Annotated in this window: 25 protein-coding genes, 2 pseudogenes and 1 riboswitch; of the genes and pseudogenes, 20 read left to right on the top strand and 7 right to left on the bottom strand. The window is 42.7% G+C overall.

The window, feature by feature from the left end:
* Positions 1-210 precede the first annotated feature (210 nt).
* From PG418_RS08990 to PG418_RS09020, 7 genes and pseudogenes are all read left to right on the top strand, one after another.
* The gene (locus PG418_RS08990; protein WP_055249209.1) at positions 211-1,518 is read left to right on the top strand and encodes a putative ABC transporter permease; all 1,308 of its coding nucleotides are present in this window, start codon (positions 211-213) and stop codon (positions 1,516-1,518) included.
* Positions 1,519-1,661: 143 nt separating this feature from the next.
* Positions 1,662-2,663: a permease gene (locus PG418_RS08995; protein ID WP_055249211.1), complete on the top strand. Its 1,002-nt coding sequence runs from the start codon at positions 1,662-1,664 to the stop codon at positions 2,661-2,663.
* 205 nt (positions 2,664-2,868) lie between these two features.
* Entirely contained in the window at positions 2,869-3,207 is a 339-nt protein-coding gene (locus PG418_RS09000; protein ID WP_055249212.1) for an ArsR/SmtB family transcription factor, read from the top strand.
* Positions 3,204-4,136 (top strand): CobW family GTP-binding protein, encoded by a 933-nt coding sequence (locus tag PG418_RS09005; RefSeq protein WP_055249214.1) that lies wholly within the window; start codon positions 3,204-3,206, stop codon positions 4,134-4,136. Before PG418_RS09000 ends, PG418_RS09005 begins: the two co-directional genes overlap by 4 nt.
* Before the next feature lie 15 nt (positions 4,137-4,151).
* Entirely contained in the window at positions 4,152-4,385 is a 234-nt protein-coding gene (locus PG418_RS09010) for a thioredoxin family protein (protein WP_055249217.1), read from the top strand.
* Positions 4,386-4,446: 61 nt separating this feature from the next.
* Positions 4,447-4,608 carry a response regulator gene (locus PG418_RS09015; RefSeq protein WP_156330657.1) on the top strand — a complete coding sequence of 54 codons (162 nt, stop codon included), beginning with the start codon at positions 4,447-4,449 and terminating at the stop codon, positions 4,606-4,608.
* 111 nt (positions 4,609-4,719) lie between these two features.
* Positions 4,720-5,532 (top strand): annotated as a pseudogene (locus tag PG418_RS09020) (dipeptidase); the annotation flags it as partial.
* A gap of 81 nt (positions 5,533-5,613) precedes the next feature.
* Here the strand turns inward: PG418_RS09020 and PG418_RS09025 are convergent.
* Positions 5,614-6,105, bottom strand: a complete 492-nt coding sequence (locus PG418_RS09025) for a GNAT family N-acetyltransferase (RefSeq protein WP_055249220.1) — start codon at positions 6,103-6,105, stop codon at positions 5,614-5,616.
* A 160-nt stretch (positions 6,106-6,265) separates the two neighbouring features.
* Here PG418_RS09025 and PG418_RS09030 point away from each other — a divergent pair, with 160 nt between their 5' ends.
* The 3 genes from PG418_RS09030 to PG418_RS09040 are packed head-to-tail and all read left to right on the top strand — an operon-like array spanning position 6,266 to position 7,210.
* Positions 6,266-6,400, top strand: a complete 135-nt coding sequence (locus PG418_RS09030) for a helix-turn-helix domain-containing protein (protein WP_416387062.1) — start codon at positions 6,266-6,268, stop codon at positions 6,398-6,400.
* Positions 6,400-6,702, top strand: a complete 303-nt coding sequence (locus PG418_RS09035; protein WP_207642810.1) for a LysR family transcriptional regulator substrate-binding protein — start codon at positions 6,400-6,402, stop codon at positions 6,700-6,702. The genes PG418_RS09030 and PG418_RS09035 overlap by 1 nt, the downstream gene beginning before the upstream one ends.
* Before the next feature lie 13 nt (positions 6,703-6,715).
* The gene (locus PG418_RS09040; RefSeq protein WP_055249225.1) at positions 6,716-7,210 is read left to right on the top strand and encodes a nitroreductase family protein; all 495 of its coding nucleotides are present in this window, start codon (positions 6,716-6,718) and stop codon (positions 7,208-7,210) included.
* A 159-nt stretch (positions 7,211-7,369) separates the two neighbouring features.
* On the opposite strand, the gene PG418_RS09045 is transcribed toward PG418_RS09040, so the two are convergent.
* Positions 7,370-8,509 (bottom strand): ROK family protein, encoded by a 1,140-nt coding sequence (locus PG418_RS09045; protein ID WP_055249227.1) that lies wholly within the window; start codon positions 8,507-8,509, stop codon positions 7,370-7,372.
* 248 nt (positions 8,510-8,757) lie between these two features.
* On the opposite strand from PG418_RS09045, the gene PG418_RS09050 reads away from it, so the two are divergent.
* The 7 genes and pseudogenes from PG418_RS09050 to PG418_RS09080 all read left to right on the top strand — a co-directional run bounded on the left by PG418_RS09050 (position 8,758) and on the right by PG418_RS09080 (position 14,105).
* A complete protein-coding gene (locus PG418_RS09050) occupies positions 8,758-10,374 on the top strand; it encodes a mannitol dehydrogenase family protein (protein WP_055249229.1) in 1,617 nt (538 codons plus the stop codon).
* A gap of 66 nt (positions 10,375-10,440) precedes the next feature.
* Positions 10,441-10,743 (top strand): annotated as a pseudogene (locus PG418_RS09055) (GntT/GntP/DsdX family permease); the annotation flags it as partial.
* Between the two features lie 9 nt (positions 10,744-10,752).
* Positions 10,753-11,970, top strand: a complete 1,218-nt coding sequence (locus tag PG418_RS09060; protein ID WP_055249231.1) for a PfkB family carbohydrate kinase — start codon at positions 10,753-10,755, stop codon at positions 11,968-11,970.
* A gap of 1 nt (position 11,971) precedes the next feature.
* Positions 11,972-12,364 carry a VOC family protein gene (locus tag PG418_RS09065; protein WP_022220878.1) on the top strand — a complete coding sequence of 131 codons (393 nt, stop codon included), beginning with the start codon at positions 11,972-11,974 and terminating at the stop codon, positions 12,362-12,364.
* A 16-nt stretch (positions 12,365-12,380) separates the two neighbouring features.
* Positions 12,381-12,542, top strand: coding sequence for a hypothetical protein (locus PG418_RS09070; RefSeq protein WP_008374334.1), 162 nt, complete (start codon positions 12,381-12,383; stop codon positions 12,540-12,542).
* Between the two features lie 570 nt (positions 12,543-13,112).
* On the top strand, positions 13,113-13,538 hold the full coding sequence (locus PG418_RS09075; protein ID WP_008374340.1) for an Hsp20/alpha crystallin family protein: 426 nt from the start codon (positions 13,113-13,115) through the stop codon (positions 13,536-13,538).
* Between the two features lie 105 nt (positions 13,539-13,643).
* On the top strand, positions 13,644-14,105 hold the full coding sequence (locus PG418_RS09080; protein WP_008374342.1) for an Hsp20/alpha crystallin family protein: 462 nt from the start codon (positions 13,644-13,646) through the stop codon (positions 14,103-14,105).
* Positions 14,106-14,724: 619 nt separating this feature from the next.
* On the opposite strand, the gene PG418_RS09085 is transcribed toward PG418_RS09080, so the two are convergent.
* Complete coding sequence (locus PG418_RS09085; RefSeq protein ID WP_055249234.1) at positions 14,725-15,753, bottom strand: YeiH family protein; 1,029 nt, start codon at positions 15,751-15,753, stop codon at positions 14,725-14,727.
* A 226-nt stretch (positions 15,754-15,979) separates the two neighbouring features.
* Here PG418_RS09085 and PG418_RS09090 point away from each other — a divergent pair, with 226 nt between their 5' ends.
* Positions 15,980-17,704: an ABC transporter ATP-binding protein gene (locus tag PG418_RS09090; protein WP_055249236.1), complete on the top strand. Its 1,725-nt coding sequence runs from the start codon at positions 15,980-15,982 to the stop codon at positions 17,702-17,704.
* Positions 17,705-17,846: 142 nt separating this feature from the next.
* On the opposite strand, the gene sdaAA is transcribed toward PG418_RS09090, so the two are convergent.
* Together sdaAA and sdaAB are read right to left on the bottom strand one after the other, a co-directional pair.
* Positions 17,847-18,716, bottom strand: coding sequence for an L-serine ammonia-lyase, iron-sulfur-dependent, subunit alpha (sdaAA, locus tag PG418_RS09095; protein ID WP_022220880.1), 870 nt, complete (start codon positions 18,714-18,716; stop codon positions 17,847-17,849).
* A 20-nt stretch (positions 18,717-18,736) separates the two neighbouring features.
* Complete coding sequence (gene sdaAB / locus PG418_RS09100) at positions 18,737-19,405, bottom strand: L-serine ammonia-lyase, iron-sulfur-dependent subunit beta (protein WP_022220881.1); 669 nt, start codon at positions 19,403-19,405, stop codon at positions 18,737-18,739.
* Positions 19,406-19,548: 143 nt separating this feature from the next.
* On the opposite strand from sdaAB, the gene PG418_RS09105 reads away from it, so the two are divergent.
* Positions 19,549-20,430 (top strand): LysR family transcriptional regulator, encoded by an 882-nt coding sequence (locus PG418_RS09105; RefSeq protein ID WP_055249238.1) that lies wholly within the window; start codon positions 19,549-19,551, stop codon positions 20,428-20,430.
* Positions 20,431-20,604: 174 nt separating this feature from the next.
* Positions 20,605-21,783, top strand: coding sequence for an iron-containing alcohol dehydrogenase (locus tag PG418_RS09110; RefSeq protein WP_022220883.1), 1,179 nt, complete (start codon positions 20,605-20,607; stop codon positions 21,781-21,783).
* 100 nt (positions 21,784-21,883) lie between these two features.
* Here the strand turns inward: PG418_RS09110 and PG418_RS09115 are convergent, their stop codons facing one another.
* Together PG418_RS09115 and PG418_RS09120 are read right to left on the bottom strand one after the other, a co-directional pair.
* Entirely contained in the window at positions 21,884-22,507 is a 624-nt protein-coding gene (locus tag PG418_RS09115; RefSeq protein WP_022220884.1) for a flavin reductase, read from the bottom strand.
* Positions 22,508-22,599: 92 nt separating this feature from the next.
* Positions 22,600-23,874, bottom strand: coding sequence for an MATE family efflux transporter (locus PG418_RS09120; RefSeq protein WP_055249240.1), 1,275 nt, complete (start codon positions 23,872-23,874; stop codon positions 22,600-22,602).
* A 178-nt stretch (positions 23,875-24,052) separates the two neighbouring features.
* A riboswitch (FMN riboswitch) is annotated at positions 24,053-24,167 on the top strand.
* Positions 24,168-24,269: the final 102 nt, after the last annotated feature.

Below are 24,269 nucleotides of genomic sequence, written 5' to 3' on the forward strand. Positions count from 1 at the left end.
GATAACAGGAGGGAGGTTTTGTTATGTCACTGATCGTCTTTGGTGTTGCTTTTGGGTGTATTGAGACCGGCAGCGGCAGAATTTACATTTTATCTGGCAATTCTGTTTGGGATCATTGGTGTTATATAAGTTGTTTATGGATAAAATCCCAATTGTAAGTTCATGGTCTGCATGATAAGATGATACCATGAACTTACAAAGGAGAAGACTATGAATCACTATACTGGATATGAATTACTATGGCTCTTTTTCATTTATTCTTTTGGTGGCTGGGTATTGGAAACCATATCGGCAACTTTGAAACAGAAGAAGTTTGCCAATCGTGGTCTGGTTAACGGACCGTTTTGTGTGTTGTATGGTCTGACGGCAATTGCGATGACGATCGGCTTGCAGGAACTTCGTGGAGTCTGGCTGTTCATTTTTGCAGCTGTTTATGCGACTGTGGCAGAATGGGTCAGCGGTCATCTGATTGAAAAAGCGTTTAAGGCGAGATGGTGGGATTATTCAAACATCAAATGGAACTTGGATGGATATATCTGTCTTCCGGTTTCGCTGTTCTGGGGTGTTCTGGGTTATCTGACTGTGAGATGGTGTAATAGGATCACACTGGTTTTATTACATATTCTGCCGAAGCTTTTGATGCATATTGTGCTGCTGACACTGATTGTGGTACTTTTTATTGACATCTTTGGTTCTTTTATGCTCCTTACCGGAAAGAGTAAGAATCCGGAGCGGTGGATTGCAACCGATGCCGGGATGGATAAGCTAAGTGCGAGGATTGCGGGAAAGATTGTAGGAAGTCTGGAAAAGCGTCTGACGAAAGCGTATCCAAAGGCGAAGAAGATTGAAGAAGTAATTCGGGAGACGGATGAAGAAGAGGTATTCGCAAAGGGCTGCGGTTTTTATAAGATCGTGATGCTCTTTATGATTGGCGCTTTTCTGGGAGATATTACGGAGACGATTTTCTGCCGTGTGACGGCTGGTGTATGGATGAGCAGGAGCAGTGTGGTCTGGGGACCATTCAGCATCGTCTGGGGGCTTGCAATCGCACTGGTTACAGCACTTTTATACAGGTATAAGGACAAGGGAGACCGGTTTTTGTTTCTTACAGGGACATTGCTTGGTGGTGCTTACGAGTATCTTTGTAGTGTATTTACGGAACTTGTATTCGGAAAAGTGTTCTGGGATTACAGTAAGATTCCGTTTAATCTGGGAGGGCGTATCAATCTGTTGTACTGCTTTTTCTGGGGAATCGCTGCGGTTGTGTGGTTTAAAATTTTATTTCCACCAGTGGAAAAATGGATTGAAAAAATACCGGCAGTTACAGGAAAGATTCTGACCTGGTGCTTGCTGGTATTTATGGTCTGCAATATTCTGGTGTCCTGTGTGGCGCTGGTGCGATACGATGAAAGAGAAAATGGCGTGCAGGCGACGAATGTAGTTCAGAAGTGGGCAGATGTGCATTATGATGATGCGAAGATGAAGAGGATCTATCCGAATGCGAAGGTAACGAAATAGAAAAATAAATCAAAAACATATTGACAAATTTCTATATAAAGAGTAAGATGCAGTTAAAAGCCGGTGTGATAAATGGATTGCACCGGTTAAAAAATGAAAAACACATAGAAATATTTCTATATTTCTATGGGAAGGAAGAGAAAATGGAAATAATAAAAACCGGATGGGAATTTTTTCAGAATCAGATCCTTGGAATGCAATGGCTAAAAGATCTGATTGGAAAACTTCTTGTCAAAGCCGGATTGGGAGAGGGGAGATTTCCGGGCGAATTTCTTCACTTTTTCCTGTATGATATCATCAAAATTTTTGTGCTGCTTGCGGTGCTGATCTTTGTGATATCCTATATTCAAAGCTATTTTCCGCCAGAGAGAAGCAGAAAGATCATGGGGAGATTTCACGGGATCTGGGCAAATCTGATCGGGGCACTTCTTGGAACAGTGACACCGTTCTGTTCCTGTTCATCGATTCCGATCTTTATGGGCTTTACCAGCGCGGGACTGCCGCTCGGAGTTACTTTTTCGTTCCTGATCTCATCTCCGATGGTGGATCTGGGATCGCTGGTTCTTCTGATGAGTGTCTTTGGAGGGAAGATTGCATTTGCCTATGTGATCGTTGGACTTGTCATAGCGGTTATTGGGGGGACGATCATTGAGAAGCTGCATATGGAAGACCAGGTGGCGGATTTTATCCGGCAGGCACCGAATGTGGAAGTAGATTCGCCATCACTTACGGTGGCAGATCGTATGGATTATGCGAAAAATCAGGTTGTGGCTACCGTCAAAAAGGTAGCTCCGTATATCGTTGTCGGAGTGATCATTGGGGCAGCCATCCATAATCTGATTCCGGAGCATATTGTTCGCAGCATTCTCGGAAAGCAGACCTGGTACGCTGTGCCACTGGCAACAGCAGTAGGTGTTCCGATGTACGCAGATATCTTCGGAACCATCCCGGTTGCAGAAAGTCTGCTTGCCAAAGGAGCAGGACTTGGAACGATTCTTTCATTTATGATGGCGGTGACGACACTTTCCCTTCCATCTATGGTAATGCTGTCAAAAGCGATCAAGAAAAAACTGCTCGGAACATTCATTGGGATTGTCTGTATCGGAATAATCATTGTAGGGTATGGGTTTAATGTGATAATATAGGATAGCAAACTCATATGCCGTTCGTGCTTGCACGAAAAGGTATATGAATTTGCTACCCGCCGGACATGAGGAAGGAGCGATTTACGAAGTAAATCAGCGGATTCCGAATGGACGGAGGATTGCGAGAGCAGCTACGCTGCGGGGCAATCCGTAATATTATCAAAAGTAGTGGAGCAAAGTAGTACATTACCCGAGGTGACAAAAAATGCAGATAGATTATGAAAAATATGCCCGTATATTTAAAGTGATGTCGGATCCGAAACGTCTGAAGATCATCGACATGCTATCCGAAGGAGAATTATGCGCATGTAAGATTCTGGAAGAATTTCATATCACACAGCCGACTTTATCACATGATATGAAGCTGATGTGTGATCTGGGAATTGTAAAGGCGCGCAAAGAAGGAAAATGGATGCAGTATTCTCTGGACATAGACGTAATGAATGAGGTTTATAAGACAGTGGGGCATCTGATGATTCCGGGAGATTATGCAGGACTTTTAAATTGCAATTGTAGTACGGAAAAAGGAGAAAATGAATCATGAGTAAAATTAAATTATATTTTCTGACAGGGTTCTTAGGAGCTGGGAAAACGACAATCTTGAGAAATCTGCTGGAAAACATGGAAGGAACAAAGGTTGGGGTAATACAGAATGAACTGGGAAAGATCAGCATTGACGGAACGGTGCTTCAGAATAATGATATCCAGATGATAGAATTGAACAGAGGCTCTATTTTTTGCAGTTGCCTTCGTTTATCCTTTGTGGATGCACTGACGCAGATGGCACAGAAAGGTCTGGAATATGTGTTTGTGGAAAGTTCTGGATTCGGGGACCCGTCTAATGCAGAAGAAATTCTTGCAGCCACAGAAGTAATGGCGCCTGGGGCATATGATTTCAGAGGATGCATTTGCCTGGTGGACTGTTATAATTTTCTGGATCAGATCGGGGATTCAGAGACAATTGATCGTCAGCTTAAACACTGCAATCTTGCGGTTCTGACAAAGGTTGATCTGGTGGACAGTGAGCAGATTGAACAGGTGAAAGACAAAGTGCGTGAAATTAATCCGGTATGCCCAATTACAGAGAGTGCGAATGGAAATATTGACCGTTCGTTTTATGATATGGATCTGATGCTGTATAAATGGGCAGAATGTGAGGATACTACGAATTCATCGAAAAATAAACCAAAAACATTTTCCATGGATTTTACGGGAGAGATCCAGAAGGAAAAGCTGGAAGCCTTTCTTGCAAGGATTGAACCGGATGTATTCCGTGTGAAGGGTTTCTTTAAAGTGGAAAAAGAAGGATGGGAAAAAGTTGATGTAGTCGGAAAGAAACGGGATTATGCGCCTTACGAACCACAGCCGAAGTCTCAGCTTGTCTTTATTTCCAAAATCGGAATCGCACTGATCCGAGAAATCGCGGCGGCGTGGGAGGAATGTGTGGGACTTCCTATGAAACTGAACAATTAAATCTGGAGGCGGGATATGAATATAAAAGTAATTGGAAGCGGCTGCGAGAACTGTGATAAGACGAATGCGGTTGTGAAAGAATGTCTGGAGGAACTTGGAATTGATACGGAGATTGAGAGAGTGACAGATCTGGTTGAGATTGTAAAACTGGGTGTGATGACGGCTCCATCGGTTATGATTGATGGGAAACTGGTGGTTGCAGGGCAGGTTCCTTCAAAGAAGCATATGATGAAAATATTAAAAAAATAAAAGTTTTAAGGCTCGACATTTACACAGGAAGCTGAGACGACGAGGATGATGTATTCGGGAAATGAACAGAGAAGATGCGCAGGCAATACCGATATTTGCAATGACGACGAATGCATTTATTGATGATATCAGTCAGAGTCATGTGGTGGGAATGAATGAACATCTGACCAAGCCGCTGAATATGGAAGATGTAATGGCTTTGATTTACCAGTATTGCAGATAAAAATTGAAAAAAAGAGATAGATATTGATCAGAAGCAAAAAGCGGATCATATCTATCTCTTTTTTTATTCGTTTGGATTGTTTTTGAGTTCATTCAAATAACGGTAGATAATCCATTTGCATATGGGATGCGTCTTTTGGATGTTTTCTATAATGAGATGGAAAAGAACAAAGACAGAATTTCATTTGTAAAAAGTTATCAGGAAATAGAAGATAACATGAAAAATGGAAAGATGTCAGCGCTTTTAACACTGGAAGAAGGCGGCGTATGCATGGGAAATATCCGGCTTCTGAGAGACTTTTACCGGCTGGGTGTCCGGATGATGACTCTGACATGGAACTTCCCGAATGAGCTGGGATTTCCGGCAAAGGTAACAGAAGGAAATCTTAAGGGAACTCTTTTTGACGGAGACGAATACGGACTGACAGAAACTGGAATTGCATTTGTAAAAGAGATGGAACGTCTGGGAATTATCATCGATGTGTCACATCTGAATGACGCTGGAATCAGGGATGTGTTAGAGCATACATCCAAACCGTTTGTGGCTAGTCATTCCAATGCGAAAAAAGTGTGTGGACATCCACGAAATCTGAATGATGATTTGATACAGGCAATTGACGAAAGAGGCGGTGTGATTGGTATCAATTACAGTTCTTCTTTCCTGAGGGACTGGGAAGAAGGCGAAGAAGAGGTAAGTCGGATTGAAGATATGGTAAAACATGTTCTTTACATCAGGGATCTTGCCGGAATTGATTGTATTGGTCTTGGATCGGATTTTGATGGAATTGATGGAGAGTTGGAAATTGCTTCACCGGAGGATCTGCCACTTCTGAAAAAAGCATTGCGGGAAGCAGGACTTAAGGAATCGGAAATAGAAAAGATTTTTTATCAGAATGTTCTCCGTCTCTATAAAGATATTTTGTAAATAGTTTGATCATAAATACAGGGCGCATTTGGCGAAAGCTGAATGCGCCCGCCCTCCGTTATGGAGGAGAGGGTGAGGCATTTAGAGAAGGTAGTAATGCGGGATAATGTCTTCATAAGTGCCATCCGGCATCCGGAAACCTCCCGGAATTGTGCCAAGTTTTTTAAACCCAATTCGTTCATAAAGATGCAGTGCGTGGGTGTTGGTAGCAACAACTGCGTTAAACTGCAGAATACGAAATTGTTTTTCTTTTGCCATTTTCAGACAGTCAAGAACCAGCTTTTCACCGATATACAGCCCGCGGATATTTTTCCGGACAGCATAGCTGGCATTACAGATGTGACCACATCTTCCAACATTATTTGGATGCAGGATATAAAGTCCAAGGATTTCATGGGTTTCGGTATCTTCCGCAATACCGGTATAAGTCTGTTCCAGGAAAAAATGGTTAGCCGCGTCAGCTGTCATTTCAGTATCCTGTGGAAATGCATTTCCATCAGCGACAACCTCATTCCATATCTGTGCTGCAAGGGCAGCGTCTTTACTCTGATAAGCTCTGATCTGAATATTCATATTATAAAATCTCCTTTTCTATTTCCTCTTGAAATTATTTTAAAATATAAATATAATAAAGTAAAACTAGTAATTGTGTAAAATGATTATAGTATTACTTAAAATAAAGATTAAAAGCAAGGGGTGAACGGATGTGGAAAGTGCCAGATGCAAGGCCTTTATGTATGCCGCGGATACAGGCAGTTTTACAAAGGCAGCGGAGAGATTAAATTATACACCATCGGGAGTCAGTCAGCTTGTTGGGACTTTGAGAGAGATTATCCGCTTATTAATTGTGAGACAGATTCTTTTATAATGCCGGCACTCGGAAGAGATGATGATGTGGTTTCACTGTTTGACAGAAATGGAATTGTGCCAAATATTCATTTTACAACACTGGAGAATTTTGCAACAATGGCAATGATTGAAAAGGGACTTGGAATGAGTGTGATGAATAATCTGATCACGGAAAAATGGAATTGTGATGTAGTGAAGATTCCGGTAGATCCACCATCAAGGATCACACTTGGACTTGCAGTTCCATCGTATAAACAGGCATCACCTGCGGTGAAAAGATTTATCAAATATGCGGTTGAGAGACTGAAAAAGATAGAATAGAGGAGAACAGAAAATGGCAGATTTATTTCATCGTGTAAGTATCAGAAAATATCAGGACAGACCAGTGGAGAAGGAAAAGATTATGGAAATCCTCCGCGCGGCAATGGCAGCGCCGTCTGCAAAGAACCAGCAGCCGTGGGAATTCTATGTAATTACCAAAAAAGATACACTGGAAAAGTTATCAAAGGCAAGTCCGTATGCAGGGATGACAGCGAATGCACCGGTGGCAATCGTATCAGCATATCGGAAAGACTGTGCAGTTCCATGCTATGCGGATATTGATATGAGTATTGCAATGGAGAACTTATGGCTCAAGACAGATGAGATCGGACTTGGCGGAGTCTGGCTTGGAATTGCTCCGATCGAAGAGCGTATGAAAGAAGTGGAAGAGATTGTTGGGATTCCGGACGATCAAAGAGCATTTGCAATCTTTCCACTTGGATATCCGGCAGAAGAAAGAGCGCAGCAAGACAGATTTGATGAAAGCAGGATTCATTTTGATGCGTAGAAGCTCTGTGAAAATGTTTAGGTAAAACATAAGAAAGCAGGACAGATATTTGATATCCTTATTCCTGAAAATGGGAAAAAAGTGATAGATGATATCTGTCCTGTTTGTGTATACGATGAGCCAAGTGCAGATCGAGTAGGGGGTCAGCCTACTCGATGATTACGACACAACCGGCGTCAGAAACTCCTTGATGTAATAAAGTGCTGCGCCGATTGCTGGTGTGTATTGTCCGTGATTCCCTACCAGAAGCTGATCTTCGGTCATCTGAAAGAGAGAACTTTCATTGACTTTATTTAGCAGATACTGCATATCCGCATCCAGAAAATACGGTGCAAGATATCCACTGATGATTACCGGACTGTCGATCACAAGGTTCAGATTGCGGATCGCAAATGCAAGATGGTCAAGATAGTCTCTCCAGATTTGTGTAAGATTCAGAGAATGTGTCTGATGAAGGAGATTAAAAAATTCTTGGACCGGCATACCGGCAGCAGCTTTCAGAGCATTTGCAGAGCAGTAAGTTTCCAGGCAACCGTGGTTGCCACAATAGCACTCCGGTCCATCTGGATCAATGCAGATATGCTCGATCAGACCACTGCGCATATGATTTCCCTGGTGGACTTCATGACCGGTGATGATCGCACCGCCAAGGTTTGGATTCAGCAGGAAAATGAGTGCACTGTCAAGCTGTGGGTGGTTCCAGAGTTCCAGATCCGCAGCAGCTTTGGAGTCGTGCTCCAGATGGCACGGGTACGGAAGCCGGGAGGAAAAATCCGAGAGCTGCATATTTGCATTTCCCATAATATCGCCGTAGGTTACAACAGTTCCATCCGGGGAGATGATTCCCTGTGTGGCAATCGAAATTCCCACGATTTTCCCGGGATCATAATGATTCGTCTGAATAAACAACTCTACATTTGCAGCCAGAGCGGTATAGTAGGCATCGCTGTTCTCATATGGAAGCTCGATTGTTTCTGTTGCAATTGCATCTCCATACAAATTCACGGCTACGATATGAAACATATCTTTTAATATTCCAAGTCCGATTGAAATACGGAAATCTTCAACAATTCTTATAATCTGGGCTTTCCGCCCTCCGGTTGATTCAAAATATCCATTTCGGCTGATCAGGCCATCATTTTCCAGTTCATTTAAATTCTGACTGACGGTAGAAAGTCCCATCTGCAGATCCTGGACAATCTGAAGTTTGGAAGCTTCTTTCTGATTGTAGATGTATTGATAGACCTTATCACGATTTATTTTTTTCAGAGTGATTGTGGTCATTCCTTTTTCACGCATGTTATTCTCCTTTGCTTACTTATATGTGAATCATACACATAAGATCTGGATTCATTTTAGTATAGATGCTGATAGAAAACAAGTTTACAGATGGACTTTGTGAAAAATATATAAAAATTAAATTATAAAATTGTATTTTTTGTCAATAGACAATTGCATATCCTGGTTATATACTACACTTACAACTTAGATATAAACGTAAGTCAAAAACATAACTAAAAAGAAAAAGTGAATCAGGAGGTAACAAAATGAAGTTAACAATCAAAGGAATCAAAGACCGTGCTGCATGGGAGAAGGCAGGAATTGCACTTCCGGGATATGATGTGGAGAAGATATCTGAAAAAGCAAAAGAAGAACCGGGATGGGTTCATTTTGGAATCGGTAATATTTTCCGTATTTTTATCGGTGGAATTGCAGACGGACTTCTGGAAGAAGGTGTACTGGACAGAGGAATCACCTGTGTAGAGACATTTGACTATGACGTAGTAGATAAAATTTATGATCCATATGACAATCTGGGACTGAGCGTAATTCTGCATGGGGACGGAACACGTGAATATAAAGTACTCGGATCCCTTGCAGAAGCAGTAAAAGCACAGTCTTCTGATTTGGCACAGTGGAACCGCCTGAAAGAGATCTTTACAAGCAAATCTCTTCAGATGGTATCCTTTACAATTACCGAAAAAGGATATGCTCTGCAGAAAGCAGACGGAACCTGGTTTCCATTCGTGGAAGCGGACATTAAGAACGGACCGGACAAAGCGACAGGAGCCATGGCAGTACTGGTAGCAATGCTTTATGAAAGATTCAAAGCAGGAAGATATCCAATTGCACTGGTATCTATGGATAACTGTTCCAAGAATGGTGCAAAACTCCGTGAATCTGTTCTTACAATGGCAGAAGAGTGGAAGAAGCAGGGATTTGTAGATGATGATTTCATTACATATGTAAGTGATGAAAAAGTCGTTGCCTTCCCATGGACCATGATCGACAAGATCACTCCACGTCCGAGCGAACAGATTGCAGATGATCTTGAAGCTCTCGGTGTGGAAAAAATGCAGCCGGTCATCACCGGAAAGAAGACTTACATTGCTCCATTTGTAAATGCAGAAAAACCGCAATATTTGGTCATTGAAGATAGTTTTCCGAACGGACGCCCGGCACTGGAAAAAGGATTTGGAGTTTATATGGCGGACAGAAATACAGTAAATCTTTCGGAACGAATGAAAGTAACGGTATGCTTAAATCCGGTTCATTCAGCCACAGGTCCGCTTGGTGTCGTACTTGGATATGATCTGTTCGCACATATGCTTAATACCAATGAAGATATGATGAAGATGGCAAGAATGGTTGCTTATGACGAAGGACTTCCGGTAGTGGCAGATCCTGGAATCCTTTCTCCACAGGCATTTGTGGATGAACTTTTTAATGACCGTTTTCCGAATGAATATCTGGGAGATACAAATCTCCGTCTTGCAGTTGATGTGTCACAGATGGTTGGTATCCGTTTTGGCGAGACGGTAAAAGCTTATGTGGCAAAATACGGAGATGCATCAAAACTGACAGCAATTCCGCTTGGTATTGCAGGCTGGCTCAGATATATGCTGGCAGTTGATGATGAAGGAAACAAATTCGAACTGGCACCGGATCCGATGAATGAAGAAATCGGAGAACAGCTTGGTGACATCGTAGTTGGAAAGCCGGAGACATTGAAAGACCAGCTGAAACCGATCCTGTCCAATGAACGTCTGTTCTTTACCGATCTTTACAAAGATGGTGTCGGTGAAAAGATTGAAGAAATGTTTCGTGAAATGATCGCAGGACCAGGTGCTGTAAAAGCAACGATCCACAAATATGTTCACTAATCAGGAAGAATACGGGAGGAAATGAAAATGTCAGAAACAGTATTTGCAGCAGATCCGACAAGACTGCTGATCGCAGCTCTGGTAAGAGCATCGGTTGGAGCGGCAGTGGTTGCGATGACGATGGCAGCCGGAATTATGGCATCCATGCCGGCGGTTGCAGGACTTTCGCCATTATACCTTGCAGCGATGGTCTGTGCGATTACCGGTGGTGCAACGGCATTCAGTCATGTGAATGATTCTGGTTTCTGGCTGGTAAGCTCCTTGCTGGAAATTGATGAAAAGACAACCTTAAAATCATGGACGATGATGGAGACGATTATCGGATTTACCGGTCTTATCTGTGCCCTGATTATCAGCATATTTGCTTAGGAGGAAAAAATGATTGCGAAAGTAATATTGGGAACCATGACAAATGCACGGAAACTGGTTAGCATTGCAGAGCGGATTTCCTGTGACGTAGAGCTTTGCAGTGGCAGATATGTGGTCAATGCGAAATCCATGCTCGGTGTTTTAAGTATGCCTAAATTTGAATACGGAGAACTGCATATCCACACGGACGAAGAAAATGAATGCAACCAGGTTCTAGAGAGACTGCTTGAAGAAGGACTTCTTGCAGATACCAATGATGCGGCAAAACGGTCGCTTTACGACATTACAACATTTGGTGAAATCCTGATCGATTTTACCTGGCAGGGAGTAAATGAAGACGGGCAGACACTATTTGCCCAGAATCCGGGTGGCGCTCCTGCAAATGTTGCAGTTGCGGTGGCAAAACTTGGTGGACATACCGCTTTTATCGGGAAGGCAGGAAAGGATATGCATGGAGAGTTTTTGAAATCTGTGCTGGAAAAAGAAAACGTGGAAACGGAAGGAATGCTTCTGGATGAAAAATATTTTACGACTCTTGCGTTTGTAAATATTGATGAGAATGGAGAGAGAACATTTTCTTTTGCAAGAAAACCGGGAGCAGATACCAGAATGGAAAAAGAAGAAATCGATGTTGATATTCTGGATAAGACACATATTTTCCATGTCGGTTCTCTGTCACTTACGGAACAGCCGGCAAGAGATACCACACATTATGCGATCCAGCGCGCAAAAGAAAAAGGAAGTATTATCTCGTATGATCCGAATTACAGAGCCTCTTTATGGAAGAATGAGGAGACTGCAAAGAAACAGATGAGAAGTCTGGTTCCTTACGTGGATATCATGAAAATTTCAGATGAAGAAACGAAGCTTCTGACAGACAAAGAAAGTCCGGAAGAAGCGACAGAAATTTTATTCCGGAAGGGTGTCAAGATCGTTGCAGTCACGCTGGGAAGCGATGGAGCATATCTGTACTGCAAAGAAGGCGGTGTACATATTCCGGGATTTGTGAGCAAAGCGGTGGACACCAATGGGGCAGGAGATTCCTTCTGGGGAGGATTTTTATACTGTATCAGCAAAGCCGGAAAGAGACCGGAAGCATTTACCATGGATGAACTGAAAGAGTATGTACGGTTTGGCAACGCGGTGGCAAGCCTTTGTGTAGAGAGGAAGGGCGCGATCCCTGCAATGCCGGAACTTGCACAGGTTGAAGAAAGGATGGGACGTTAAGATGGATCTGAAAACATATACAACAGGGATTCAGCATATCGGGATTCCGACAAATGATATTGAAAAAACAATTGCTTTTTATCAGAAACTGGGATTTGAGATTGCACTTCAGACGGTGAATGAAGAAGCAGACGAAAAGGTTGCATTTCTGGAACTGGAAACGCTTGTGATCGAGACTTATGAAAATAAGGCTGCAAAGATGGAGAGCGGAGCAATTGATCATGTAGCGATCAATGTGAAAGATATCGAAGAAGTGTATCGGTATATTGAAGCTGAAAAAATGAACACAACGAAGGATACCATTCATTTCCTTCCGTTCTGGGATAACGGCGTGCGGTTCTTTACGATTGAAGGACCGAATAAGGAGAAGGTAGAGTTCAGTCAGTATTTATAAAATTGTAGATTTTTCGATGGCTTATTATGAGCGGATGGATGAAGCAGTGAGATATGGACCGGTTTGCAGAAGAGATATCCGTCTTTATAGTGAACAGGAACAACAAATTTATAAATATGTATTGGAAAATGGCTTTATTACTACTGCTGAAACAGTAGAGATTTTAAGACAGATGTAAAACATCGTAGAGCCAGAGCTGTTTTGCTGAATATGGTTAAGGACGGCTATTTGAGAAAAGAGGGTGCGGCACGAAGCACTATTTATATAAAAAATACAGAAGAGAGATAATGCAGCATGGATACAGAAAAAGTAATTACTGTAAACGGATCATCCGCAGATTTGTCGTAAAATGTGGTCAAATCAAGAAACCTCCGTGCGAAAGCAAGTGAAAAATCCCTGTGAAGCTGAGAGATACGCCATGCACAGCTCGGGAAAGAATTCCCTCGCTGCCGGGCTGTCGCCCTATAAAATAGCAAAAATGGACGCCTTTGCAAGTAAACTTGCAGGGCGTTTATTTTCACCATTTTGCATGGCTCGTAGCGTTCACAAAATTTTCACAAAAGAATTAGCACTCACCTCTTGACAGTGCTAATAATAAGTGTTATATTACAGCTAGAACAAAGGAAGGGGAACAAAAAGAGATGATAAAGATTCCACCGACCGGTGTTTGAGATGACAACAACACTTCAGAGTAAATCCGAATGTGCTAAATAAATTAATAAATGTCTTTTGAAAGGAGATATGACTTATGTTAATGCCTAGTATTTTTGGAGAGAACTTATTGGATGATTTCTTTGGAGAACCATTTGGAGGATATGATTACAGTGAATCCGGACTTATGACAACGGATGTAAAAGATACCGATAAAGGCTATGAAGTAACGATGAACATGCCTGGAGTTAAAAAAGAAGATGTAAAAGCAGAACTGAAAGATGGTTATCTGACAGTCAGTGCTGAGACGAACACGAAGAAAGATGAAAAAGCTGAAGATGGTAAGTACATCCGCCGTGAACGTTACAGTGGATCCTGCAGCAGGAGCTTTTATGTAGGCGACGGTGTCAAACAGGAAGACATCAAAGCCAAATTTGAAGACGGTACATTGAAACTGTTCGTACCGAAAGAAGCAGCAAAACCTGCTGTAGAACAGAAGAAATACATTTCCATTGAGGGATAATCAGAATGCGGATTGTAAGCGTCCGGTTACAAGGCTGCCAGATGAGGCAGCCGCTTAAAAAGAAAGTTAGCTAAATTCAGATAGATTTATAAGGAGGAACGACTTATGTTAATGCCTAGTATTTTTAATGATAACTTATTTGATGATTTCTTTGATTTTCCATTTTATGATGATAAAGCAGATCGTAAGATCCAGAGAAAACTGTATGGACATCATGCAGGCAATCTGATGAAGACAGATATCAAAGAGAAAAAAGATGGATACGAACTGGAGATTGATCTTCCGGGATTCAAGAAAGATGAAGTTACAGCAGAACTGAATGACGGATATCTGACAGTCAGCGCTGCCAAAGGACTGGATCAGGATGAGCAGGAGAAAGAAACTGGTAAGTATATCCGTCGTGAACGTTACGCAGGAGCCTGCCAGAGAAGTTATTATGTAGGTGAAGATATCACGGAAGAAGATATCAAGGCTGAGTTTAAGCATGGTATCCTGAAACTCTTTGTCCCGAAGAAAGAAGTAAAACCGGCAGTAGAAGAGAAGAAATATATCAGTATCGAAGGATAATGACAACACGTTAAAAACTTTCAAATACACCATATGATGAGGGCAGCATACAGGAGCAAAATCCTGTATGCTGCCCTTTTTGCCATCTATATAAATGGAAATTTGAGAAAGTCTGGATAGTATAATGAAGTTAGGATTTGATCTGTATTTTGAGATGTGGAAAAAGGGAGAAATATCTATCAGAAAAGCTGTATAGTAGTGGTGAATCGAAAAATAAAATCTGAGAGAGTTTTCGAATGTGGGAATCGGAGAATTACAGATAATGAAAAATCAACCATGGGAAAGGGAATGTTTAGTGTTATGGCATGGATATTCCCTTTTCTGGACATTCTAATGTGCAAGTAATGCAGTCGGCAGAAAAAATATAGAAGTATAGAGAGCAGTTGTTTGAATATCTGGAATACTATAAACAGGACAGGGGATATTTGTTAAGTTTCAATTTTAATAAAAATAAGAAGCGCGGAATCCAGAACTTGGAGTATCAAGGGAAAAGGATTTTGGAAGTAATTGTATAAGATATAAGGATAATAAGAGGAACAGCTTGCTGGAATCGGCAAGATGTATTATAGAAAAAGCCCTGCTTTATGCAAGGCTTTTGAAGTATGAGAAAGATTTTCATTTACCAGATTCCAAGCACATGTTGCATGGAAAGACTGGCGATCGTGATACCGATCCAACAGCAGAAACCAAGAGCGAGTGGTTTGCCGCCGGTTTTGATCAGCTTGATGATATTCGTATTCAGACCGACTGCACTCATGGCGAGGACGATGAAGAACTTGCTGAGTGTCTTCAGCGGAGTAAATACATCTGCGGATACGCCGGCTGAAGTTGCGATCGTTGTGATCACGGAAGCGAGAACAAAGTAGAGGATGAACATCGGGAAAATCTTTTTAAATTCCACTTTCTTTCCTTCGGCTTTGGAGCTGCGTGTCCGGATAAATGCGAGAACCAGTGTGATCGGGATGATCGCGAGCGTTCTGGTAAGTTTGACCGTAACTGCCTTATCCAGTGTGGCAGAACCGAGGGCGTAGAGCGAATCCCAGGTGGAAGCTGCTGCAGTTACGGAAGAGGTATCGTTGATCGCAGTTCCGGCAAAGATACCGAAGGCTTCCCCGCTTTTGGTTGAAAATCCAAGCAGTGCACCAAGTGACGGGAAGAACAGTGCGGCGAGCATGTTGAAAAAGAAGATAACAGAGATTGCCTGTGCAACTTCTTCATCATCCGCATCAATGACCGGTGCTGTTGCGGCAATTGCAGAGCCTCCGCAGATGGAAGATCCGACACCGACCAGTGTGGAAATATTTCCCGGTACATGCATAACTTTATGTAACAGATATGCAATGATCAGGGACGTTGAAATCGTCGTTACGATAATTGGCAGTGACTGTTTTCCGGTTTCCAGAATCACGGAGAGATTCAGTCCGAAACCGAGAAGGATTACAGCGTACTGAAGAACCTTCTTTGACACAAAAGTAATACCGTCCTGAAACATGGATTTGTCTTTTAATAATAAAGTAATGATCATTCCGGCAAGGATACCGAATACCGGTCCGCCGATGATCGGAAATGTCTGTCCGAGGAACCAGCATGGAACGGCGATGACCAGACAAAGTAAGATGCCTTTCCAGCTTTTTGTTATAAAATTCATAGAAATACCCCTTTCAAGTGAAATAAATAAGTTACTCTCATAACAATCTGTCCTATCATAGCATAAAAACAGCAGAATAAAAAGATGAAGGAAGGAAAATTTCAAAAGTAATTTGAGAATAAGGTGGAAATAATGAAAGATTCCCGATATAATAATATGTGATTTTGGGGACAAGGAGGTAAAGTGTGATAAAACGGGGAATCCGGACATTGCACAAAAGAAAGTGATGCATACACTGAAAAAATTTGTAAAATATTATGCGCCGTACAGGACAGTATTCTTTCTGGATCTGATCTGTGCGGCGATCATCAGTCTGGTGGATCTTGCATTTCCACAGATTTTAAGATCACTGACAAAGACTTTATTTACAGAGGATCCGTCACAGATCCTTGGAGCACTTCTGCCGATCGGACTGGCTTTGCTTGTGATGTATATCATACAGACATTTTGTAAATATTATGTCAGTTATCAGGGCCATATGATGGGGGCACATATGGAACGGGATATGCGCCAGAAGTTATTTGATCATTATGAGAGACTTTCTTTTTCTTATTATGACCAGAATAATTCCGGACAGATGATGAGCAAGCTGGTGTCGGATCTGTTTGATATTTCCGAGTTTGCGCACCATGGACCGGAGAATTTATTTATATCCGTAATTAAAATCGTTGGTTCGTTTACATTTTTGTTTCTTATTAACTGGAGACTGGCGATTCCGCTGCTTGTGATGGTTGTATTTATGCTGATCTTTTCTTATAAGCAGAACCGTCAGATGCAGGAGACTTTTATGGACAACCGGAGAAAGATCGGGGATGTCAATTCCAGTCTGCAGGATACACTTGCGGGAATCCGTGTGGTGCAGTCTTTTGCAAATGAAAAGATTGAACGGGAGAAATTCGAGAAAAGCAATGAAGGATTTCTGGTATCCAAGGATGCAAACTATCATTGTATGGGAAGCTTTATGAGTGGCAATCTTTTCTTCCAGGGAATGATGTATCTGATCACATTAGTGTTCGGCGGATGGCTGATTGCACATGGGAAAATGGAAGCTGCCGATCTTGCCATGTATGCGCTTTACATCGGAATTTTTATCAGCCCGATCCAGATTCTTGTGGAGCTTACCGAGATGATGCAGAAAGGTCTTTCCGGTTTCCGGCGCTTTCTGGATGTTGTGGAGACGGAGCCGGAGATTGTAAATGCACCGGATGCGGAGCTACTTGAAAATGTAAAGGGTGAAGTGGAATATAAAAATGTTTCTTTCCATTACAGCGATGATGATACGCCGGTACTGGATCGGGTATCTTTTAAGATCCCGGCTGGCAGATCCATTGCCCTTGTGGGACCGTCGGGAAGTGGAAAGACGACGATCTGTTCCCTGCTTCCAAGATTTTATGATGTGACCGGAGGTGTGATCACGATCGACGGGCAGGATGTAAGAAAGCTGACACTGGAAAGTCTGAGAAGCCAGATCGGACTGGTACAGCAGGATGTCTATCTGTTCTGTGGATCGATCAGGGAAAATATTGCTTATGGAAAACCGGGGGCATCGATGGAAGAAATTATCGATGCGGCGAAGAAGGCAAATATCCATGAATTTATCATGTCCCTGCCGGATGGATATGACAGCTTTGTAGGAGAACGAGGAACCCGTCTGTCGGGTGGACAGAAGCAGAGGATTTCGATTGCAAGAGTATTTCTTAAGAACCCGCCGATATTGATTTTGGACGAGGCGACCAGTGCGCTTGACAATGAGAGTGAGCGCTGGATCCAGCAGAGCCTGGAAGAGCTTGCGAAGAACCGGACCACGATCACGATCGCACACCGGCTTTCTACGATCCGCAATGCGGATGAGATTCTTGTGGTTGCAAATAATGGAATTGCTGAACGGGGAAATCATGATGAATTGCTTGAGCAGGGTGGAATTTATGCGCATTATTATGAGATGTCATAATAGTAAGTGAGAAAATCAAAATAAGTAAACAAAAAAGCTTCTTTTCAGAAAAACAGGAGGGCCGTTTCTGAAAAAGAAGCTTTTTATATCGTAAAATTGTAAGCAGTGTGTGCTGGTCTATATTTGCAAAACATTACACAGCTTAGTCACACATATGGCAGGCTGCGCATGCAGACGGTGTCGTTGCGCATCCGCCGAGAGCTGTCTCCCGAAGCTCTGCCGGAAGACGCTTTCCTACAGTGTACACCGCTTCCAGCATTTCATCGAATGGAATCAGCTGGCGTACTCCGGAAAGGGCGATCTCTGCAGCAATCGTTGCATTTGCCACACCGGCAGCATTACGGTTCTGGCAAGGATATTCGACCAGCCCGCCGACCGGATCGCAGACCAGACCGAGCATATTCATAAGAACAGTGGATGCTGCGGCAAGGGATTGTTCCGGGGATCCGCCCATCAGTTCAACGGTTGCAGATGCCGCCATTGCAGATGCGATTCCGACTTCTGCCTGACATCCACCGACTGCTCCGGCGACAGTTGCATTGCGCATAGCAAGATAACCAATCGCGCTGGCATTATAAAGTCCCTGCTTGATCTGTTCATCGGAAAGATTATAGGTTTCCTGGAGGGCAAGCAGAAGTCCCGGAACGATACCGGCAGATCCGGCAGTCGGGGAAGCTACGATCACACCCATGGAAGCATTGGTTTCCAGAGTTGCCATCGCGTAAATGACAGCTCTTTCCAGAAGATCTCCGCAAAGACCTTTTCCGGTATCTTTGTGATCTGAAATCTTTTTTGCTTCGCCACCGATCAGTCCACCCATGGATTTGACCGGGGTATGGATCGGAGTAGAAGCGGCTGATTTCATGATCTCAAGAACACGATCCATTTTGCGGTCTGTCTCTTCCGGATCCTGTTCTCCCTCTGTGAGCTCTCTCTGAAGCATCACAGCAGAAATTGAAAGGCCTTGTTCCTGACAGACTTTTAATAATTCTTTTGCATTTCTAAAATCCATAATCTGTATTCTCCTTCCAATTACATCTGAACAACCATAACGTTGTATACATTTTTGTTTCTTCTGATTGTATCTGCGATATCTTCCGGTACCAGATCATCGGATTCTACGATGGTATAAGCGGTATTTCCTTTGGATTCGCGGAACAGACGCATGAATGCGATATTGATTCCAAGTTCACTGAGGCATTTGGTAATGTAAGCAACAACGCCCGGTGCATCTTTCTGGACGACGACGATCGAGCTGTATTCTCCGGTAAAATCAACCTCCACACCATTGATCCGGCACAGGCGGGCTTTTCCGCCACCGAGAGATTCTCCGCGGATCATCATCTCCTGCCCTTCTTCATTTACCATCAGGATATCGACGGTATTCGGGTGTACGTCGGTTTCTACGTTGTTCGGAATGAAAGAATATTCGATTCCGTTGTCTGTCGCGATCTGGAAGGAATCGCGGATGCGCACGTCATCGGTGGCAAATCCCATAATACCGCCGAGAAGAGCACGGTCCGTACCATGACCGTGATAGGTTTTGGCAAAAGATCCATAAAGGGTAAATTCTACTTTTTTAAGAGAACCGGTGAGAAGCTTTCTTGCAAGCAGAGCGATTCTGGCAGCTCCCGCAGTATGGGAGCTTGATGGTCCGATCATATTCGGTCCCATGACATCAAAAACACTGATAAAGGACATAGTAAACCTCCTGTAAAATAATTGTTTTACGTAAGTAAAAAGGATTGACGTCTTATTAGTTATATTGTACCATCAACTTATGAGTGAAACAAATTCATAGATTTTATGAAGACGTTGAAAATTTTTCATAATGGAGTCAGAAGATGGAATTACGTCAATTACAGACTTTTACACAGATCGCGCAGATGCAGAGCTTTTCCAGAACGGCAGAGATGCTGGGGTATTCGCAGTCGGCAGTGACGGTTCAGATCCGCCAGCTGGAAAACGAACTTGGGAAAAGGCTGTTCGACAGGACAGGAAAGAAAGTGGTGCTTACCCCGCAGGGGGAAGAATTTCTGGAGCATGCCAACCGGATTCTTTATGATGTTCATCAGGCGAAAGCATCCATGAATGATACGGATGAATTGAAAAATCCACTTCACATTGGGACGATCGAGTCTCTGTGTACGGTGAAATTTCCAAAGATCATAAGGAAATTCAGGGAACAGTATCCCAGGGTTTCTATCCGGATTACGGTAGATTCTCCGGAAAAGCTGATCCAGATGATGGAACATAATGAACTGGATCTGATCTATATTCTGGATACACCAAGATGGGACAGCAACTGGATCAAGGTGATGGAGAAGGCAGAACCGGTTATGTTTGTGACATCAGTCAGTCACCGGCTGGCAAAAGAAAGAAATTTATTGCTTGATGATCTGCTGAAAGAGTCTTTTTATCTTACAGAGCGCAATGCCAATTACAGGCAGGCACTTGATGGTCAGCTGGCGTTAAGAAGAAAAGAGCTTTCTCCGATGCTGGAGATCAGTGATACTGCATTTATCAAAAAAATGCTGATGCGTGGGGGAGGCGTTTCATTCCTGCCACGTTTTGCAGTGGAAGATGATATTGAGAAAAAGAAACTCACACTTTTGGATGTGAAAGATATAGAAATTACGATGTATCGTCAGATTTTCTATCATAAAAATAAGTTCAAGACAAAAGAGATGGAGAAATTTGCAGAGTTTGCACTGGAGGACAACTAAGAGAAAATACGGCTATGGATAAGAAAAATACTGATTTTGGCTTGGATGTATTACGAAAATTTATCTGAAGAGCAGGGAGAGCATAATATTTTCTACGTCATCTTGCGAAGTCTCAAAAAAGGATTTATACTAAAAATTAACAGAAAATCATAAGAGGAAAGAAGGAAATAAAAGATGGAAAATTTCACATTTTATGCACCGACTTATTTTGCTTTTGGTAAGGATACAGAAAATGATACCGGAAAGTATGTAAAACGTTTTGGCGGCAGTCGTGTACTGCTCCATTATGGCGGAGGTTCTGTCATTCGTTCCGGACTTTTGGATCGTGTTAAGAAATCTCTGGACGGAGAAGGGGTTTCTTATGTAGAATTAGGCGGCGTAAAGCCAAATCCGAGAAGTGGTCTTGTATATGAAGGAATCGATCTGTGCCGGAAAGAAAAAGTAGATTTTGTACTGGCAGTCGGAGGCGGAAGTACAATTGATTCCGCAAAGGCAATTGCGGCAGGTGCAGTATACGATGGAGATTTCTGGGATTATTATGAAGGAAAGCTTGTCGAGGAAGCACTTCCGATCGGAACAGTTATTACGATTTCAGCTGCAGGAAGTGAAGGATCACCGGACTCTGTTATTACAAAAGAAGAAGGAATGTTCAAAAGAGGGGCAACCGGAGAAGCATTCCGTCCGAAATTCACGATCATGAACCCGGCACTTACACAGACACTTCCGGCATATCAGACAGCTTGCGGAATTACAGATATTATGGCACATCTGTATGAGCGTTATCTGACCAATACCGAAGAAGTAGAAGTGACAGACCGTATGATCGAAGGGCTTCTTCTGACGATGATCCATGAAGGACCGAGAGTCATTGCAGACCCGGATAATTATCAGGCAAGAGCAAACATTATGTGGGCAGGTATGATGGCACACAATAATTCCTGCGGAGTAGGACGTACACAGGACTGGACAAGCCATAACATCGAGCACGAATTATCTGCATTGTATGACTGCGCGCACGGTGCAGGGCTTGCGGTTGTTATGCCGGCTGTATTTACTTATACACTGGAACACAATGTGATGCGTTTTGCACAGGCTGCAGTCCGTGTCTGGGGCTGTCAGATGGATTTTGCAGATCCAAAGAGAACGGCACTGGAAGGAATTGAGGCACTTCGAAACTTTTTAATTTCGATTGGGATGCCAAAGAATTTTGCAGAGCTTGGAGCCAAAGAAGAAGATATTGAAAAGCTGGCACATACCTGCTGTTATGGAGATGTAAATACTGGTACAGTGGAAGGATTTGCAACTCTTGATCAGAAAGATGTGGAAAATATTTATAAACTGATGGTATTTTAGAAAAAGAAATATCGGAAAACAGGAAATTTGGAAGAGGGAGTGTGTGACTTAAACTCAAGTCATACACTCCCTCTTTTTGAAACGTCTATTTTCCAACAGGCTATGCATTTTCATAAATCGGTTCGAAATCATCTGCGCCGTGTCCACAGAGCGGGCAGGTGAATTCTTCCGGAAGATTGCTTCCTTCGTATACATAATTGCAGATCTTACAGCGCCATCCGATAATCTTCTTATCCTCTTTTTTCTGTTCTGGTTTTGGCTTTACATGTGCCTGATAATCTGCGTAAGTCAGAGGCGGATTGTCACTTAAAAGTTTCGCATCGGTTACTTCAGCAATAAAAAGGGTATGTGTTCCAAGATCCTGTCTGGAAACTACTTTTGCGCTGAGAACAGAACAAGTCTGCCATCCGAGGTAAGGAACTGCATTTTCATCTGCAGGTGCAGTGATATTTGCGAATTTATCAACATCTCTGCCGGACTGGAAACCGAAATGCCGGATCGTTTCAAAAGAGCAGGTCTGGTCAAGCAGGCTTAACGTAAAAATGCCGCTCTCTTTGATCAGATCACAGGTATAGTTGCTATTCAGCACAGAGATTGCGATCCGTACCGGATTATTCGCAACCTGGATGCAGGTGTTGGTAATACATCCGTTTACTACATTCCCAGAGCGTGTTGCAAGCATAAATACTCCATAAGATAAATTATAAAGTGCTTTTTTATCCATATAACATTCCTCCTGACTTTCAAAACTTGATAATAAGAATCATTACTATAATTAAAGAATACATGATAAAAGAAAAATTGTCAATTATAAAATCAAGATTTCCGGAAAATCAGAATCACAAAAAATGTGATGATTTCTGATCCTAAGAAGGAAAGCCAGATTCCATTCAGCCCCAGAATCTGTGAGAACAGGATTGCACAGAAAGCAATTGCGATAATGCCGCGCATAACAGAACCAAGGACGGCAGGACGTGCCCGGTCGATTGCGGAAAAATAGGCAACCAGCACAATATTGATACCGGCGACTAAAAAGCCCAGGAAATAAAGCCTAAGACCAGTATGGGCGTAAGCAAGCAGCTGGAGATTATGTTCGCTGTTAAAGATACTGATAAAGGTATCCGTAAATCCGTAGATCAGTACAACGATCACAAGCTCGATCAGAAGTGCTGCAGCAAGAGACCAGTTGAGAAATTTACGGACTAGATCATGTTCACCCTTTCCGTAACTCTGGCTGATCAGCGGCTGTGCACCCTGGGCAAGTCCGTTTAGGATCGCCATTGCGACCAGTGAAATATTTGCAACTACGCCGTAGGCTGCGATCCCGATATTTCCCGCAATGCGCAGGATCAGCATGTTAAATATAATCGTAATGACAGCGGAAGAAATTTCAGCAAAAAATGCAGAAACACCAAGCTGGCAGCATCCGATGATCCGGCGAAGAGAGGGCTTGCGCCAATGAAACTCTACATGGTTATTCTTTCCAAGATAATGTGTCGAACATACCAGCATCGTCACAACCGGTGAAAGAGCGGTTGCAAGTGCAGCCCCCAGAAATCCAAGATTCAAAGAGAACATGAAAATATAGTCAAATAAAATATTAAAGAAGCTTCCGGAAATGGAACCGATCATGGCGATAGAGGTCGCATGGTCATTCCTCGCAAATGCCGTGAAGGTATAGTTTGACATAAAAAACGGGGTAAAGAGCAGGACGATACGCATATAATTACGTCCAAGCCGGATGAGCCCGGCATCTGCCCCTAAAAGTGCAAGTGCTTTATGCGGAATGAAGATTCCGGTGAGCATAAAAGGAATGCTGCATATGAGACACCAGAAGATGGACTGGGTAAAATAGTAGTCCGAAGGTGAACCTTTGGCTGTGCTGATATTGTATCGTGTGGCGGAGCCGATTCCGATCATCGAACCGATTGCGAAGACCAGACCGAACACCGGCAGGATCAGATTCAGGGCAGCAAGTCCATCTGCACCGCATTTGTAAGAGATAAAAAAGGTATCTGCCAGAATGTAGACGGAGACACCGATCATTCCGGAAATACTCTGGAAAATGTATTTTAAAAATTTATGAAACATGTTTTTGAATTCCTCGTCTTTCTTAAAGCCAGATTAAATGAAATAACCATCTGTACCAGCCTGGTAATAGGCGGACTCTGATATCTCCATATAAGAATAGCATAAACATACTGGTTTGTCGAAAAAATAATCTTGCAATTACTGCGGTAACGTGCTATAGTAAGTTTTGTAAAACAAAATAATGCTTCAGGGCGGGGCGAAATTCCCCACCGGCGGTAAAGCCCGCGAGCCGTAAGGCATGAACTGGTGAGATTCCAGTGCCGACAGTAAAGTCTGGATGGAAGAAGTTGAATCGTTGCTGATAGAAGCGGTTTCTATCATATATGCAGGAATAAAAAGTAAAACGCTCTGGAATGGGAATCATTCCAGAGTTTTTATTTTCCGGAAAATAAAAT

This window comes from Bariatricus sp. TF06-38A (assembly GCF_027690675.1).
In the GTDB taxonomy this organism is placed as follows: Bacteria; Bacillota; Clostridia; order Lachnospirales; family Lachnospiraceae; genus Allocoprococcus; species Allocoprococcus comes.